Below are 16516 nucleotides of genomic sequence, written 5' to 3'. Positions count from 1 at the left end.
GCGCGGCCCCCCCCGCGCGGGGGGGGCCGGCGGCGGCCCCCCGCCGGGGCCCCGCCGGGGGCGGGTTGGTGGGGGGGGCGCCGCCCCCCCCCGCCCCCGCCCCCCAGGGCCCCGAAGTCGGGTCCGGCGGTCTCGGGTTCCACGGTCTCCTCGTTCACGACGGGACGGTCACGACGGGACGGTCACGACGGGCACGGTCACGACGGGTACGGTTCCCCGCTCGCCGCCGGGGGGCGCACCCGCCCGACGAAACCGGCCACGGCGAAGATCGTCGCCAGGTAGGGCAGGGCGGACAGGAAGCTGGCGGGCACCGCCGAGCCGTAGGGCAGGACGCCCACGAGGGTCTGCAGGGCCGCGAAGAAGCCGAACAGCAGCGAGGCGGCCACGGCGCCCTTGGGGCTCCAGCGGCCGAAGATGACCGCGGCCAGGGCGATGAAGCCCTTGCCGGCGGACATGTTCTCGGTGAACGGGCCGATGGTGCCCACGGACAGGAACGCCCCGCCGAGACCGGCCACGCCACCGGCGACCACGACGTTGACGTACCGGATGCGCAGCACCTGCACGCCCAGGGTGTCGGCGGCCCGGGGGTGCTCCCCCACCGCGCGGGTGCGCAGTCCCCAGCGGGTGCGGAACAGCACCACCTGCAGCGCCACGATGAGCACGTACATGAGGTAGACGACGACGTTGGCGTCGAACAGCAGCGGCCCCAGCACGGGGACGTCCGAGAGCACCGGCACCGGCAGGGGCTGCAGCACGCCGGGCGAGTTGAAGCGCTGGGTGTCGGACTGCATGAGCGCCTTGTAGGCCCAGCCCGTGAAGCCGAGCGCGGCGGCGTTCAGCACCACGCCGAGGATGACCTGGTTGACGCGGTAGCGGATCGCGAACGCCGCCAGCAGCCACCCGACGAACGCCCCGGACAGCACGGCGCCGACGAGGCCGGCGCCGAGGCTGCCGGCCATCGTGCCGACCAGGGCCGCGGCGAACGCCCCGGTCAGCAGCTGCCCCTCGATGGCGACGTTGACGACGCCGCTGCGCTCGCCGAGGACCCCGGCCAGCGCGCCGAGGATGAGCGGGGTGGCCAGGAACAGCGTCTGGCGCAGCAGCCGCACCAGGTCGATCGAGGAACCCTCCCCGCCGCTCATGGCCCACGCCAGGAACGCCAGGACGAAGGCGACGACCGCGACCCCCGCCACCAGGGGCGTGCGGCGCGAGCGGAACCCGCGGGCGAGCTGGTAGAGCCCCAGCAGGGCCACGAGACCGCCCAGGACGACCGGTGTGGCGGTGCCCGGCAGCGTCAGGTCGGGCAGGTCGACGGCGGCGCCCTCACCGAAGGTGAACGTGGCGTCGCCGGGCCCGGAGCCCAGGCCCCACCCCACGACGGCCACCAGGCCCACCAGCAGCAGCAGCGCACCGGTGACGCCCCGGGCGCGGCGGCCGACCCGCGGTTCGGCGACCGGCCGCGTCACGACGGCCTCCGGCTGCACCTGCGCGCTCACCGGCTCCACCCCCCGGCCAGCTCGGTGCCGACGCCGCTGCCGCCGGCGCGCAGGCGGAAGACCGTCCGCACCAGGGCCGGTGCGGCGATGAACAGGACGATGAGGGCCTGCAGCACGCCGACGAGGTCGACGGGCACGCCGGTGGCCGACTGCATCTGCACCCCGCCGGCGCGCAGGCCCCCGAACAGCAGACCGGCCGCGACCACGCCGTACGGGTTGTTGCGGCCCAGCAGCGCCACGGTGATGGCGTCGAAGCCGATGCTGCCCGCGACGCTTCCGGTGACGCTGCCGCTGACGCCGAGGACCTGCGAGGCGCCGGCCAGGCCGGCCAGGCCCCCGGACAGGGCCATCGCGACGACCTGCAGGCGCCCCACCGCCATCCCGGCGGTGCGGGCGGCCTCGGCGTTGGCGCCCACGGCGCGCAGCCGGAAGCCCAGGCGGGCCCGGGTGAACAGCCAGTGCACCGCGACCGCGGCGAGCAGCGCCAGCACCAGGCCGGCGTGCACGCGCAGCGGGCTGCCCAGCAGCGGCGGCAGGGTGGCGTCGGCGTCGACCTGCTCGGAGATGGCCTGCCCGTAGGGCGGCCGCTGGAACCCGCGGGTGGTGAGCAGGAAGTTCAGCAGGTTGATCGCGACGTAGTTCAGCATGATCGTCGTGATGACCTCGTGGGCACCGGTGCGGGCCTTGAGCCAGCCGACGATCCCGCCCCAGAACGCGCCGCCGAGGAGGCCGCCGGCCAGGGCCACGAGCAGGTGCAGGACCACCGGCAGGTCCCAGGTGAACCCGAGCCAGGCCGCGACGATCGCCCCGAGGACCACCTGCCCCTGCGCGCCGATGTTGAACAGCCCCACGCGGAACGCCAGGGCGACCGCGAGGCCGCCGAGGATCAGCGGGGTGGCGTTGACCAGCGTCTCGGAGATCGGCCCGAGGGCGCCCTTGCCGGACAGGTCCGGGCTGTAGAGCGCGCCCTCGAGCAGCGCGACGTAGGCGTCGCGCACGGCGTACCAGGCGTTGGTGAACGTGTCCCACGGGTAGGTGAAGAAGTAGCCCGCCGCCGCGCGCGTGCCGGCGTCGCCGACGGCGATGAGGACCGCGCCGACGAGCAGGGCGCCGACGACGGCGAAGACGGTGACGAGCAGTTCCCCGCGCGGGCCGGGGCGGCGGCGCGCGGGACTGCCCGCGGGGGGCGTTCCCGGCCTGGCCGGGGCGTCGGTGCTCACGCGGTTCCTCCCTGCGGCTGCGCGCCGGCCATGAGCAGCCCGAGCTGCTCGGAGTCGGCGTCGGGGCCGACCTCCCCGGCGATGCGGCCGCGGTACATGACGACGATGCGGTCCGCGAGGGCGCGCACCTCGTCCAGTTCGGTGGACACGAGCAGGACCGCGGCGCCGCGGTCGCGCTCGGCGACGATCCGCTGGTGGACGAACTCCTGGCTGCCCACGTCGACGCCCCGCGTCGGCTGGGCGACCACGAGCAGCTTCAGCGACCGGGTCATCTCGCGGGCCAGCACGACCTTCTGCTGGTTGCCGCCGGAGAGGGTCGAGACCGCGGCCCGCGGGCTGGAGGTGCGGATGTCGAACTCCGCCACGCGGTCGGCGGCGTTGCGCTCCACCGCGGCGCGGTCGACCGCCGGCCCGGCGGAGAAGCCGGGGGTGTCGACCAGGTCGAGCACGAGGTTCTCGGCGATGCTGAAGGAGGCGACGAGCCCGTCGTGCAGGCGGTCCTCGGGCACGTAGCCGACGCCGCGTTCCAGCACCCGGCGCACGGGCAGGCCGGTGACGTCCTCACCTGCCAGGCGCACCGTGCCGGCGTCGACCGCCTGCAGGCCCACGACGCTGCGGGTCAGCTCGCTCTGGCCGTTGCCGTCGACACCGGCGACGGCCAGCACCTCCCCGGCGCGCACCGTCAGGCTGACGTCGTCCAGCAGCACCGCGCCGGCCGGGTCGGTGACCCGCAGGCCGGACACCTCCAGCACCGGTTCGCCCGGCGCGGCCGGGGCCTTGTCGACGACCAGGCGCACGTCGCGCCCGACCATGAGCGCGGCCAGCTCCTCCGCCGAGGCGCTGGGCTCGGCGCTGCCGACCACGCGGCCGCGGCGGATGACCGTGATGCGGTCGGCCACGGCCTTCACCTCCCGCAGCTTGTGGGTGATGAAGACGATGGAGGTGCCCGAGTCGGCCAGCTCGCGCATGACGCGCATGAGGTCGTCGGTCTCGGCGGGCGTGAGCACGGCGGTGGGCTCGTCGAGGACGAGGACCTTCGCCTCGCGCAGCAGCGCCTTGAGGATCTCCACCCGCTGCTGCACGCCGACGGCGAGGTCGCGCACGAGGGCGTCGGGCGGCACGGCGAGCCCGAACCGCTCGGAGGTCTCCACCACGCGGGCCCGCGCGCGGCGGCGGTCCAGCAGGCCGCCACCGCGGGTCACCTCCGCGCCCAGGACGATGTTCTCGGTCGCGGTGAACCCGGGCACCAGCATGAAGTGCTGGTGCACCATGCCGATGCCGGCGGCCATCGCGTCGCCCGGGGAGGAGAAGTCCACGGGGCGGCCGTCGACGAGGATCTGCCCCTCGTCGGGCGTGTACAGCCCGTACAGCACGTTCATCAGCGTGCTCTTGCCGGCGCCGTTCTCGCCGAGGAGGGCGTGGATCTCGCCCTCGCGGACCGTCAGGTCGATCCCGTCGTTGGCGACGAGAGGCCCGAAGCGCTTGGTGATGCCCCGGAGTTCCAGCTCCACGTGCGCTTCGTCCCCTCGTCGCCGACGTCTGTGCCCGGTGCGCCCGCCGCCGTCAGCCGGCGGTGATGGCGTTCGGGGAGGTGATCTCGATGGAGCCGTCGACGATGCCCTCGCGCACCGCCTCCAGCTCGTCCTTCAGCTCCTGCGGGACGTCGTCCTCGAACTGGTTGAAGCCGGCCAGGCCCACGCCGTCGTTCTCCAGGGTGCCCACGTAGGAACCCGTGGGGGCCTCGCCGTCGGCGGCGGCCAGCACGTACTCCCGCACCGAGTCGGTGAGGTTCTTCGTCACCGAGGAGATGAAGTACTGGCAGTACTGCGCGGCGCTCTCGCAACCGTCGGTGTCCACCCAGATGAGGTTGAGGCCGCCGCCGGCGGCCTCGGCGGCCGCACCGGCGCCCAGGCCCGCCTGGCCGGCGACCGGCATGATGATGTCGGCGCCCTGCCCCGCGAGGGTCTCGGTGATCGAGCGGCCCGCGCCCTGGTCGACGAAGCTGTTGGCGAAGGTGCCGCCGCCGGGGTTGTTCTCGTCCCAGCCCAGGACGCGGACGCTCGTGCCGTTCTGCTGGTTGTAGTGCTGGACGCCCTCCCAGAAGCCGTCCATGAAGATCGTGACCGGCGGGATGGGCAGGCCGCCCCAGGTGCCGACGACGCCCGTCTTCGTCATGCCGGCGGCCAGGTAGCCGCCCAGGAACGCCGCCTCGACGGTGTTGTACTGCAGGCCGTAGACGTTCTCCAGCTCCGAGGCGGAGTCGATCTCGGCGAACGACTGCTCGGGGTTCGCGGAGGCGACCTCCTTCATCGCGTCGGCCATCAGGCCGCCGACGCCGATGATCGTGTCGCAGCCCTGCTGCACCTGGGCCTGGAGGTTCGGCACGTACTGCGTGTCGTCGGCCGAGGGCACGTAGGAGACCTCGACGTCGGGGTTCTCGGCCGCGGCGGCCTCCATGCCGGCCCACGACGACTGGTTGAAGGAGCGGTCGTCCACGCCGCCGGTGTCGAGCACCATGCAGGCCTTGAACGCCTCGCCGCCGCCGGCGGTGCCCTCGGCGGAGGTGTCGGCGGGGCGCTCGCCGCAGGAGGCGAGCAGGAGGGCGGCGGCACCGACGGCCACGGCCGGGGCGAGGCGGGAGAGGGTCTTCACGGGTGGTCCTCCAGGTCGTCCGGCGTGTTCGCCCGGCAGTGCGGGCGCGAGGCGTCGAAGCCAGTTCGACGAGCGCGCGGTCATCGTAGTGCGCAACCTGGCACGTCCCGGCCCACCGGACGGGCAGGTTGCCCGGATCGGGGCCTCGCGAGACCTCAACGGAGCAGCGCGCGGGGTGCCGCGGCCGCGGCCGCGAGCACGCGCACCCCCACCGCCAGGGCCGACTCGTCGGGCGCGTAGTCGCCCCGGTGCAGGTCGTGGTGGGGGCCGCCGGGGGTGCGGGTGCCCAGCCGGAGCATCGCCCCGGGCACGTGGCGCAGGTACCAGGCGAAGTCCTCCCCGCCCAGGGACTGGCGCGTGGGCAGCACCGCCTCGGCGCCCAGCACGGCGCGGGCCGCGTCCTCCAGCACCAGCGTGGCCCGCACGTCGTTGTCCACCGGCGGCACGCCGCGCACCAGGGTCACCTCCGCGCGCACCGCGTAGGGGCGCACCAGGTCGGCCACGACGCCCTCCACGAGCTCGCCGGCGTGCTGCCACGCCTCGGTCTCCATGCAGCGCAGGGTCCCGGTCGCGTACCCCTCGGAGGGCACCGCGTTGGCGGCGTCGCCGGAGTGCACCGCGCCCCAGGTGAGGTTCACCCCCGAGCGGGGGTCCACGCGCCGGGTGAGCACCGCGGGCAGCTGGGTGAGGACCTGCCCGAGGGCGAAGACGAGGTCGCCGGCCAGGTGGGGGCGGGAGGTGTGCCCCCCGGTGCCGGACAGGCGCACGGTCACGTGGTCGGACGCCGACGTGATCGGCCCGGCCTTCAGCCCGACGGTGCCGGCGTCCAGGCTGGGGTCGCAGTGCAGGCCGTAGAGGGCACCCACGCCCTCCAGGACCCCCGCCCCGACGAGGTCCAGCGCGCCGCCGGGCATGACCTCCTCGGCGGGCTGGAACAGCAGCCGCACCCGGTGGCCCAGCGCGCCCGCCCGGTGCAGGCCGGCCAGCACCAGGCCGGCACCGGCGACCGTCGCCGTGTGCACGTCGTGGCCGCAGGCGTGCGCGACCCCGGGGACCGTGGAGGCGAAGGGCAGGCCGGTGCTCTCCTCCAGCGGCAGGGCGTCCAGGTCGGCGCGCAGGGCCACCGCGGGACCGCCGGCGGGGCCGACCTCGGCGACCAGGCCGGTGCCGGGCAGCAGCCGCACCTGCAGCCCCGCGGTGGTGAGCAGGCCGGCCACGGCCGCGGTGGTGCGGTGCTCGGCCCGGGCCAGCTCGGGGTGGGCGTGCACGTCCCGGCGCAGCGCCACCACGCGCGGCAGCTGGTCGGCGGCGAGGCGCTCGAGGAGCTCGAAGAGCTCCGGGGAGGGCCCGCCGGCCGCCGCGGGGCGGGCGGTGGCGGTGTCGTTCCCCGTGTCGCTGCTCATGGGCCCCTCACGCTACCGCCGCCGGGGGCCCCGCACCCCCGGCGACCGCCCGGTCAGACCACCGAGTCCAGCCCGGCGTCCTTCGCCCGCTGCACGAGCTTCTTGACCTCCTGGGCCCGGGCGCGGGTGGTCACCAGCAGCGCGTCGGGGGTGTCCACGACCACGAGGTCGTCCACGCCCAGCAGGGCCACGACGCGGCCGTTGGCCGGCACGACCAGGCCCCCGGCGACCTGCTCGGTGATGACCAGGTCGGCGTCGCCGAGCACGCGCGGCTCGTCGACCTCGGCGGGCAGCAGCTCGGCCAGGGAGGAGAAGTCGCCGACGTCGTCCCAGCCGAAGGTGGCCGGCACGACGGCGACGCGGCCCGCCTCGGCGGCCGGCTCGGCCACCGCGTGGTCGATGGCGATGGACGGCAGGGCCGGCCACTGCTCGGCCAGCACCGCGTCGCGGCGCGGGGTGTCCCAGGCGTCGGCGATGCGCTGCAGCCCCGCGTGCAGGGCCGGGGCGTGCTCGCCCAGCAGCTCCAGCAGCACGTCGGCGCGCGCGACGAACATGCCGCCGTTCCAGCGGTAGTCGCCGGTGGAGAGGTACGCCGAGGCGGTGCGCGCGTCCGGCTTCTCCTTGAACTGCAGGACCCGGCGGGCGTTGGGCGCCCCCTGCAGGCGCAGCCTCTTGCCCAGGCGGATGTAGCCGAAGCCGGTGGCCGGGTGCGAGGGCGCGATCCCGATGGTGACGACGAAGCCGCGGCGGGCGGTGACCACCGCCTCCTCGACGGAGGACTCGAAGTCGTCGCGGCCGGAGATGTTGTGGTCGGCGGCGAAGGAGCCGAGCACGGCGTCCGGGTCGCGGCGCACCAGGACCGCGGCGGCCAGCCCGATCGCGGCGGCGGAGTCGCGCTGGCACGGCTCGCGCAGGATGTTCTCCGCCGGCAGCTCCGGCAGCTGCGCGCTCACCGCGTCGGCGTGCGAGCGCCCGGTCACCACCAGGGTGCGGCTCGCCTCGGTCAGCGGCAGCAGCCGGTCCCAGGTGGACTGCAGCAGGGTGCGGCCGCGGCCGGTGAGGTCCAGCAGGAACTTGGGGCGGTGGCTGCGCGACAGCGGCCACAGGCGGGTGCCGGCACCGCCGGCGGGCACCACGGCGTGGAAGTCCGACAGGTCGATCTGCGCGTCCTCGAGGTCGTCCTCCGACCACGCCGGCGCCCAGGGCCCCCGCACCCCCGCCGTCCCCGACCCCGCCGCACCCGCACCCGCCGTCCCGCCCTGTACCTGCACGCCTGGCCTCCCCCTCGCTCGGTCGACGGGGCGAACCTACCGGCGCGGCCCCGGCCCGGGGAGGGGTCGGCGCACGAGTGATCAGGGGCTAGGGTGAGGTGAGGCTCACCTGTTCGGACCACGGGCGCCGCCGCCCGTGAGTCCTTCGTCACAAAACCTCCGCACCGGCCTCCGCGGCGCGATCGGCCGACCCCGCGCGCCTACGATGGATCCCGGACGCCGCCACCCGTGCGCCGGAGCCCGGGGGAACCGGCGTCGGACGAACCCGAGGAGGACGCCGGTGGCCACGAGCCTCACCCCGCCATCGCAGGGGAAGAAGGGCGGGCTCAAGCCCGCAGGCACGCTGTACCGCGGACGCGAAGGCATGTGGTCGTGGGTGATGCACCGCATCTCCGGCGTCCTGATCTTCTTCTTCCTCTTCGTGCACGTGCTGGACACCGCCACCGTGCGCGTGTCGCCCGAGGTGTACGACGCGGTGATCAACCAGTACAAGAACCCGGTCATGGGCCTCGGCGAAGCCGGTCTCGTGGGCGCCGTGGTGTTCCACGCCCTCAACGGCGTGCGGATCATCCTGGTCGACTTCTGGCACAAGGGCACCCAGCACCAGCGCAAGCTGTTCTGGGGCGTCGTCGTCCTGTGGTTCGCCCTGATGGTGCCCTTCCTCGTCCGCCACCTGACCAACGTCTTCTCCCACTGAGGCGGCCCTGATGAGCGCACCCGAGCAGACCCCCGGCGGCAGCTACGCGCCCGCCCTGGAGACCCCCCGCTCCCCGTACCAGCGCAGCCGCTCCACGCGCCCGAACTGGGAGCTGCACGGCTGGCTGTTCATGCGGATGTCCGGCCTGGCGCTGATCGTCCTGGTGTTCGGCCACCTGTTCATCAACCTCGTCCAGGGCGAGGGCATCCACCAGGTCGACTGGGGCTTCGTGGCCGGCAAGTGGTCCAGCCCGTTCTGGCAGACGTGGGACCTGCTGATGCTGTGGCTGGCGCAGCTGCACGGCACCAACGGCGTGCGCACGGTCATCAACGACTACGCCGAGCGCGACGCCACGCGCTTCTGGCTGAAGATGGCGCTGTACCTGGCCACGGTGATCGTCCTGGTCGTCGGCACCCTCGTCATCTTCACCTTCGACCCCTGCGCGGACCCCACGCGGAACTTCGACTTCTGCTCGGCCCGCTGAGCGGCCACCACCGAGCACTCACGGGAGGCAGTTGTGCAGACGCACCAGTTCGACGTGGTCATCGTCGGCGCCGGAGGGGCGGGCATGCGCGCCGCGCTGGAGTCCGGCCAGCGGGCCCGCACGGCCGTGCTCACCAAGCTCTACCCGACGCGCTCGCACACCGGTGCGGCCCAGGGCGGCATGTGCGCCGCCCTGGCGAACGTCGAGGAGGACAACTGGGAGTGGCACACCTTCGACACCGTCAAGGGCGGTGACTACCTCGTCGACCAGGACGCCGCCGAGGTGATGTGCAAGGAGGCCATCGACGCGGTCCTCGACCTCGAGAAGATGGGCCTGCCGTTCAACCGCACCCCCGAGGGCCGGATCGACCAGCGCCGGTTCGGCGGCCACACCCGCGACCACGGCAAGGCGCCCGTCCGCCGGTCCTGCTTCGCCGCGGACCGCACCGGCCACATGATCCTGCAGACCCTCTACCAGCAGTGCGTCAAGCACGAGGTGGAGTTCTTCAACGAGTTCTACGTCCTGGACCTGCTGATGGTGCCGGCCGGCGAGGCGCTCACCGGTGACGAGATCGAGGGTGCCGTCGGCCAGCCGGCCGCGCAGACCCCGCCGTCGATCGGCGTGCCCGGCGACAAGCGCGTGGCCGGTGTCGTGGCCTACGAGCTGTCCACCGGCGAGATCCACGTCTTCCAGGCGAAGTCCGTCGTCCTGGCCACCGGTGGCGCGGGCAAGGTCTTCAAGACGACCTCCAACGCGCACACCCTCACCGGTGACGGCATGGGCATCGCCTACCGCCGCGGCATCCCGCTCGAGGACATGGAGTTCTTCCAGTTCCACCCGACCGGTCTGGCGGGCCTGGGCATCCTGCTGTCCGAGGCCGCCCGCGGTGAGGGCGGGATCCTGCGCAACGCCGACGGCGAGCGGTTCATGGAGCGCTACGCGCCCACCATCAAGGACCTCGCGCCGCGCGACATCGTCGCCCGCTCGATGGCCAACGAGGTGCGCGAGGGCCGCGGGGCCGGGCCGAACAAGGACTACGTCCTGCTCGACCTGACCCACCTGGAGCCGGCGCACATCGACGCCAAGCTGCCGGACATCACCGAGTTCGCGCGCACCTACCTGGGCGTGGAGCCGTACACCGAGCCGGTGCCGGTGTACCCGACCGCGCACTACGCGATGGGCGGCGTGCCGACGAACGTCGAGGCCGAGGTCCTCTCGGACAACACCCACGTCGTGCCCGGCCTGTACGCCGCGGGCGAGGTGGCGTGCGTGTCCGTGCACGGCTCGAACCGCCTGGGCACCAACTCGCTGCTGGACATCAACGTCTTCGGGCGGCGCGCGGGCATCGCCGCCGCGGAGTACGCGAAGAAGGCGCAGTGGGTCGCGCTGCCCGAGCAGCCGGAGGCCGCCGTCGTGGCGCAGCTGACCGAGCTGCGCGACCGCCCCGCCGGCACCGAGCGGATCGCCGCGATCCGCGCGGAGCTGCAGGAGACGATGGACGCCAACGCCCAGGTGTTCCGCACCGAGGCCACGCTCAAGCAGGCGCTCACCGACATCGAGCGGCTGCGGGAGCGCTACGCGCGCGCCGCGGTCCAGGACAAGGGCAAGCGCTACAACCTGGACCTGCTGGAGGCGCTGGAGCTCGGGTTCCTCCTGGACCTCGCCGAGGTGATGTGCCTGGGCGCCCTGGAGCGCAAGGAGTCCCGCGGCGGCCACTTCCGCGAGGACTACCCCAACCGCGACGACGTCAACTTCATGCGGCACACGATGGTGTACCGCGAGACCGGCGCCGACGGGAAGCACACGATGCGCCTGGACTTCAAGCCCGTCGTCCAGACGCGCTACCAGCCGATGGAGCGCAAGTACTGATGTCCGACTTCGAGACCACCCCGCGCGAGACCAGCGGCACGGCCGGCTCCGCCAAGTCCGCCCAGGCCGCCTCCGAGCACGACGGCGGCGCGCAGCCCCGCGAGGGCGGCAACATCGGCGGCACCGGCGAGGTGCCCAGCTTCGAGGTGACGCTGAAGATCCGCCGCTACGACCCGGAGCGCGACTCCGAGCCGCGGTGGGAGGAGCACCGCCTCACCATGTACGGCACGGACCGCGTGCTGGACGCGCTGCACAAGGTGAAGTGGGAGGTGGACGGCTCCCTGACGTTCCGCCGCTCGTGCGCGCACGGCGTCTGCGGCTCGGACGCGATGCGCATCAACGGCGTGAACCGGCTCGCGTGCAAGGTCCTGCTGAAGGACCTGAACCTCGACAAGCCCATCACCGTCGAGCCCATCAAGGGCCTGCCGGTGGAGAAGGACCTGCTCGTGGACATGGAGCCGTTCTTCGCCTCCTACCGCGAGGTGATGCCGTTCCTCATCACCAAGGGCGCGGAGCCGACCCGCGAGCGCGTGCAGTCCCAGGTCGACCGCGAGCGCTTCGACGACACCACCAAGTGCATCCTGTGCGCGGCCTGCACGTCGAGCTGCCCGGTGTTCTGGACCGACGGGCAGTACTTCGGCCCGGCGGCCATCGTCAACGCGCACCGGTTCATCTTCGACAGCCGTGACGCCGGCTCCGACCTGCGCCTGGAGATCCTCAACGACAAGGAGGGCGTGTGGCGCTGCCGCACGACCTTCAACTGCTCCGAGGCGTGCCCGCGCGGCATCCAGGTCACCAAGGCGATCGCCGAGGTCAAGCAGGCCATCATCGCCCGCAAGTTCTGAGCAGGCCCCCGCCCGGCGCCCCCGCGAAGGCCCGTCCCGCTCACGGAGCGGGGCGGGCCTTCGCGCGTTCCCCCCGCAGGGGTCAGGATGGGCGTCGTGCGCCACCAGGACCGATACCTGCAGATCAGCCGAGTCCTGTACCGGCACGGGCTGGGCTACTTCGTCCACGCCCTGGGCCTGGAGCGGTGGGTGCGCGCCGAACGGGTCGTGGCGCGCTCCCGCCCGGACGAACCGCACACCGTGGCGGTGCACGTGCGCCTGGTGCTGGAGGAGCTGGGCCCCACGGCCGTGAAGCTGGGGCAGATCCTGTCCACGCGACCGGACCTGCTGAGCCCGGCGTTCCAGCGGGAGCTGGAGAAGCTGCAGGACCGGGCCTCGGCCGTGCCCGTCGAGACGGTCCGCGCCGCGGTGCGCGAGGAGCTCGGCGCAGACCCCGAGACGGTGTTCGCGCGCTTCGACCCGGTGCCGCTGGCCAGCGCCTCCATCGGCCAGGCGCACGCGGCCACCCTGGACGACGGCACCGAGGTCGTGGTCAAGGTGCGCCGGCCGGGAGTGGTGGAGGAGGTGGAGGCGGACCTGGAGATCCTGCGGGCGCTCGCGGCGCGCGCGTCGCAGCGGTGGTCCGCGGCGGCCGATTACGACGTGGTGGGGCTGACCGGCGACTTCGCCGACACCCTGCGCGCGGAGCTGGACTACCTGCAGGAGGGCCAGAACGCCGAGCGCTTCGCCCGCAACTTCCGCGGCGACCCCGACATCCACGTCCCGCGGGTGCACTGGGACACCACCACCTCGCGGGTCATCACCCTCGAACGGCTGCGTGGCACGAAGATCAGCGACCTGCAGGCCCTGGACGAGGCCGGCGTCGACCGCAGCGCCCTGGCCGCGCGCGCCACCCGGCTGATGGCCGACATGGTCTTCGAGCACGGCTTCTTCCACGCCGACCCGCACCCGGGCAACTTCCTCATCGAACCCGGTGGGCGCATCGGCCTGCTCGACTACGGCATGGTCGGGGAGGTCGACGAGCGCACCCGCCGGCACCTGGCGGCGCTGATGGCGGCGTTCGAGCGCCGCGACCCCGCGCGCATCGCGGCGGCCTTCGCCGACATCGGCATCACCAAGCAGCGCGTGGACCGGGTGCGGCTGACCGCGGACGCCGGGTACCTGCTCAGCCGCTACGAGGGCCTGCCGCTGGGCAAGGTGCGCATCGGCGACATCGTTCGCGACGTCCTGGAGATCCTGCGCCGGCACCACCTGGCCCTGCCCCGGAACCTCGCGCTGGTCGTGAAGATGATCGTGATGACCGAGGGGCTGGGCTCGACCCTGGACCCCGACTTCCAGATCGGGAGCGTCCTGAGCCCGTACGCGCGCCGGCTGGTGCTGGGGCACGTGGACCCGGTGGCGATCGCCCGGCGGCTGCGCCAGGCGGGCCTGGACGCCGCGACGCTGGGCGTGGAGCTGCCCGGGCAGCTGGGCCGTCTCCTGGACGTCCTGGACCGCGACGGGGTGTCGGTGTCGGTGCGCACCGATGAGCTGGACCCGCTGGTCGCGCGGGTCGAGCGGATCGGCAACCGGCTGGTGGTGGCGCTCGTGACCGCCGCGGGCATCGAGGCGCTGGCGGTGCTGGCCTCCTCCGACCCGCAGCGCCTGAAGCCGCACGAGACGAAGGTGGCCGCGGTGGGGGCGGTGGCGGTCGGCTCGCTGACCGCGTACCTGGGGTGGACGGCGCGCGGTCGGCGGAGGCGCCGGTGAGGCCGGACGGCGGCACCGTCCTGTCCGGCGTGGGTGTGCGCTTCGGGGACCGGGAGGTGCTGCGCGGGGTGGACCTGCGCGTCGACCCCGGCGAGCTGCTGGCGGTCGTGGGCCCCTCGGGGGCGGGCAAGTCCACGCTGCTGCAGGTGCTGGCGGGCCTGCGCACCCCCGACACCGGCACCGTGCGGCGTCCCGGCGGCGACGGCGCGGGTGCCGCCGGCAGCACCGGGCTGGTCGCACAGCACGCCCACCTGCTGCCCTGGCGCAGCGTCGCCGGCAACGTGGCGCTCGGTCTGGACTACCGCCGCAACGGGGGGCGCTGGCCGGCCCGCAGGCCCGGTGCCGCGGAGCGGGTGGCGCAGGTGCTCGCCGAGCTGGGCATCGCCGACCTCGCCGGCCGGCGACCCGGCCAGCTCTCCGGTGGTCAGGCCCAGCGGGTCGCGCTCGCCCGGGCCGTGGTCACCGGCCCCTCGCTGCTGCTGCTGGACGAGCCGTTCGGCGCCCTGGACCCGCTGACCCGCGCCGAGCTGCAGGACTGGCTGGGCTCGGTGCGCTCGCGGCTGGGCACCGCGGTGGTCCTGGTGACGCACGACCTGGACGAGGCCCTGCTGCTCGGGGACCGGGTGGCGCTGCTGAGCCGCCCCGGCCCGCTGGACGTCGTGGTCAGCCCCGTGCGGGACCGGGCCGGCCTGGCCGACGGCACCGCCCGGCGTGCGCTCCTCGAGCGCTTCCCCGACGGCCGGGCCGTGCAGGACCTCACGGGCACCGGAGGCACCGGTGCGACCGGCGGCACGTCCTCCGTCGCCACGCCCGGCGCGACCGCGGCGCAGCGGGCCGCCGGCCGCCGGCAGCTGCTGCGCGCCGGCGCGGCCGCGACGCTGCTCGCCGCGCCGTTCGCCGCGCAGCTGCTCACCCGCTCCTCCGGTCCCGCGCGCGCCGCCGGCGCCACCGCCGTGCCCGGCGGGCCCCTGCGCACGGGTTACCTGCCGATCACCGACGCCGCTCCCCTGCTCGTGGCGCACGCCGACGGCGAACTCGCCGCCCAGGGCCTGACGGCCCCGCGACCGGTGATGTTCCGCTCCTGGCCCGACCTGGCGGAGGCCCTGCAGGCCGGCGCGGTCGACGTGGTGCACGTGCTCATGCCGCTGGCCGTGCAGCTGCGCTACGCCTCCGGGGTGCCGGTGCGCGTGCTGATGTGGAACCACGTCAACGGGTCGGCGCTGACGGTGGCCCCCGACGTCGGCGACGTCGCCGACCTGGCCGGGCGCACCGTCGCGGTCCCGTTCTGGTGGTCGATCCACAACGTGGTGGTGCAGCAGCTGCTGCGCGCCGCGGGCCTGCGCCCGGTGCTCCACGGTGCGCCGTCCGCGGCGGAGGGCACCGTGAAGCTGGTCCTCATGGCCCCCTCGGACATGCCCCCGGCGCTGGCCGCCGGCGAGGTGGCGGGGTTCACCGTCGCGGAGCCGTTCAACGCCGCGGCGGAGGTGCAGGGCGTGGGCCGGGTCCTGCGCTTCACCGGGGACGCCTGGAAGGACCACGCCTGCTGCGTGACGGTGGTGCACCAGCGCCTGCTGGACGAGCGCCCCGAGGCCGCGGACGCCGCGGTGCGCGGCCTGGTCGCGGCGCAGCGCGCCCTGCGCGCCGACGGCGAGCGCGGTGCGCGGCTGATGTCGGAGGGCGGCTACCTGCCGCAGCCCCTGCCGGCGGTGCTGCGCACCTTCTCCGGCGAGCCGGGCGAGGAGTACGTGCGCACCGGCGCGGTGCGGCACCCGTCGTGGCACCAGCAGCGGATCGGCTTCCAGCCGTACCCGCACCCCTCCTACACCGCCGAGCTGGTGCGGGCGATGGGGACGACCGACGTGGTCGGCGACACGGCCTGGCTGGCGGCGCTGGACCCGCACCGCGTGCACGCGGACCTGGTGGACGACGGGCCGGTGCTGCGGGCCGTCGGCGGCGCTGCGGGCCTGGCGGCGTTCGGCACCACCGCGCAGCGCACCGAGGTGGTCGCGCCGTGAGCGGCGCGGTGGAGCGGTGGTGGCCGCGCGCGGCGGCGCTGGGGGCCGTGCTCGGCGCGTGGTGGCTGGTGTGCGACGTGCTCGCCGCCGGCAACCCGGTGCTCTCGCGGATGGGTCCGTGGTCGACGGCCACGGCCCTGGTGGAGCTGCTGGGGCGGCGCTCCACGGCGCTGGACGTGGCCGCGAGCCTGCGCCGCCTGCTGCTGGGCCTGCTGCTGGCCACCGCCGCGGGCGTCCCGCTGGGTCTGCTGCTGGGGTCGCGGCGCCGCCTGGAGCAGGCCACGGCACCGGTGGTGGCGGTCCTGCGGATGACGTCCCCGCTGGCGTGGGCGCCGCTGGCGGTGGTGCTCCTCGGGGTCGGCGACGCCCCGGTCACGGCCCTGGTCGCCGTCGCGGCCCTGTGGCCGGTGGCGCTGGGCACCGCCCACGCCGTGCGCACGCTGGACCCCGCGCTGCTCGCCGTGGCGCGCTCCCTGGGCGCGAACCGCGCCGAGACGCTCGGCACGGTGGTCCTGCCCGCGCTGCGCCCGCACGTGCTGAGCGCGCTGCGCCTCGCCCTCGGCATCGGGTGGGTGGTGCTGGTGCCGGCGGAGATGCTGGGGGTCGACTCCGGCCTGGGCTTCGCGGTCCTGAACGCCCGGGACCAGCTCGACCACCCGCGCCTGGCGGCCACGATCGTGCTCATCGGTGCCGTGGGCTTCCTGCTGGACCGCCTGCTCAACCCGCCGGGCGCACCGGGCGGCGACCGCGCCGGAGCGGGGGCCGCCGCCCGGCCCGCGCAGGCCGCCGCCGGGGGGTGACGGGGCGGGTGGGCG

The 16516-nt window shown here is 74.6% G+C and carries 13 protein-coding genes; 7 read left to right on the top strand and 6 right to left on the bottom strand.

Translation table 11 applies throughout. From position 1 onward, the window contains the following. Nucleotides 1-197 precede the first annotated feature (197 nt). From ACRYR8_RS13865 to ACRYR8_RS13840, 6 genes are all read right to left on the bottom strand, one after another. Nucleotides 198-1496 (bottom strand): ABC transporter permease, encoded by a 1299-nt coding sequence (locus ACRYR8_RS13865; protein WP_432483643.1) that lies wholly within the window; start codon nt 1494-1496, stop codon nt 198-200. Next, entirely contained in the window at nt 1493-2716 is a 1224-nt protein-coding gene (locus ACRYR8_RS13860) for an ABC transporter permease (RefSeq protein WP_432483645.1), read from the bottom strand. The genes ACRYR8_RS13865 and ACRYR8_RS13860 overlap by 4 nt, the downstream gene beginning before the upstream one ends. Then, nucleotides 2713-4227 carry an ABC transporter ATP-binding protein gene (locus tag ACRYR8_RS13855; protein ID WP_432483647.1) on the bottom strand — a complete coding sequence of 505 codons (1515 nt, stop codon included), beginning with the start codon at nt 4225-4227 and terminating at the stop codon, nt 2713-2715. The genes ACRYR8_RS13860 and ACRYR8_RS13855 overlap by 4 nt, the downstream gene beginning before the upstream one ends. Nucleotides 4228-4279: 52 nt before the next feature. Beyond that, the gene (locus ACRYR8_RS13850) at nt 4280-5368 is read right to left on the bottom strand and encodes a BMP family lipoprotein (protein WP_432483649.1); all 1089 of its coding nucleotides are present in this window, start codon (nt 5366-5368) and stop codon (nt 4280-4282) included. 155 nt (nt 5369-5523) lie between these two features. Beyond that, nucleotides 5524-6771: an amidohydrolase gene (locus ACRYR8_RS13845; RefSeq protein ID WP_432483651.1), complete on the bottom strand. Its 1248-nt coding sequence runs from the start codon at nt 6769-6771 to the stop codon at nt 5524-5526. Between the two features lie 53 nt (nt 6772-6824). Further along, a complete protein-coding gene (locus ACRYR8_RS13840) occupies nt 6825-7931 on the bottom strand; it encodes a mannose-1-phosphate guanylyltransferase (RefSeq protein ID WP_432485152.1) in 1107 nt (368 codons plus the stop codon). Nucleotides 7932-8322: 391 nt separating this feature from the next. Between ACRYR8_RS13840 and sdhC the strand changes: the two genes are divergently transcribed. The 7 genes from sdhC (at nt 8323) to ACRYR8_RS13805 (ending at nt 16501) form a co-directional block, all read left to right on the top strand. Next, nucleotides 8323-8739: a succinate dehydrogenase, cytochrome b556 subunit gene (gene sdhC, locus ACRYR8_RS13835; protein ID WP_432483655.1), complete on the top strand. Its 417-nt coding sequence runs from the start codon at nt 8323-8325 to the stop codon at nt 8737-8739. A 10-nt stretch (nt 8740-8749) separates the two neighbouring features. Next, complete coding sequence (locus ACRYR8_RS13830) at nt 8750-9223, top strand: succinate dehydrogenase hydrophobic membrane anchor subunit (RefSeq protein ID WP_432483657.1); 474 nt, start codon at nt 8750-8752, stop codon at nt 9221-9223. 33 nt (nt 9224-9256) lie between these two features. Continuing rightward, entirely contained in the window at nt 9257-11092 is a 1836-nt protein-coding gene (locus tag ACRYR8_RS13825) for an FAD-binding protein (RefSeq protein ID WP_432483659.1), read from the top strand. After that, the gene (locus tag ACRYR8_RS13820) at nt 11092-11937 is read left to right on the top strand and encodes a succinate dehydrogenase iron-sulfur subunit (RefSeq protein WP_432483661.1); all 846 of its coding nucleotides are present in this window, start codon (nt 11092-11094) and stop codon (nt 11935-11937) included. The genes ACRYR8_RS13825 and ACRYR8_RS13820 overlap by 1 nt, the downstream gene beginning before the upstream one ends. 87 nt (nt 11938-12024) lie before the next feature. Further along, nucleotides 12025-13686 carry an ABC1 kinase family protein gene (locus tag ACRYR8_RS13815; protein WP_432483663.1) on the top strand — a complete coding sequence of 554 codons (1662 nt, stop codon included), beginning with the start codon at nt 12025-12027 and terminating at the stop codon, nt 13684-13686. Next, nucleotides 13683-15701: an ABC transporter substrate-binding protein gene (locus ACRYR8_RS13810; protein ID WP_432483665.1), complete on the top strand. Its 2019-nt coding sequence runs from the start codon at nt 13683-13685 to the stop codon at nt 15699-15701. Before ACRYR8_RS13815 ends, ACRYR8_RS13810 begins: the two co-directional genes overlap by 4 nt. Then, the gene (locus ACRYR8_RS13805; RefSeq protein WP_432483667.1) at nt 15698-16501 is read left to right on the top strand and encodes an ABC transporter permease; all 804 of its coding nucleotides are present in this window, start codon (nt 15698-15700) and stop codon (nt 16499-16501) included. Before ACRYR8_RS13810 ends, ACRYR8_RS13805 begins: the two co-directional genes overlap by 4 nt. The last annotated feature ends 15 nt before the right edge of the window (nt 16502-16516 follow it).

Source organism: Kineococcus esterisolvens, assembly GCF_050871405.1.
Classification (GTDB): Bacteria; Actinomycetota; Actinomycetes; order Actinomycetales; family Kineococcaceae; genus Kineococcus.
This window is presented reverse-complemented; position numbering and strand designations above follow the sequence as displayed.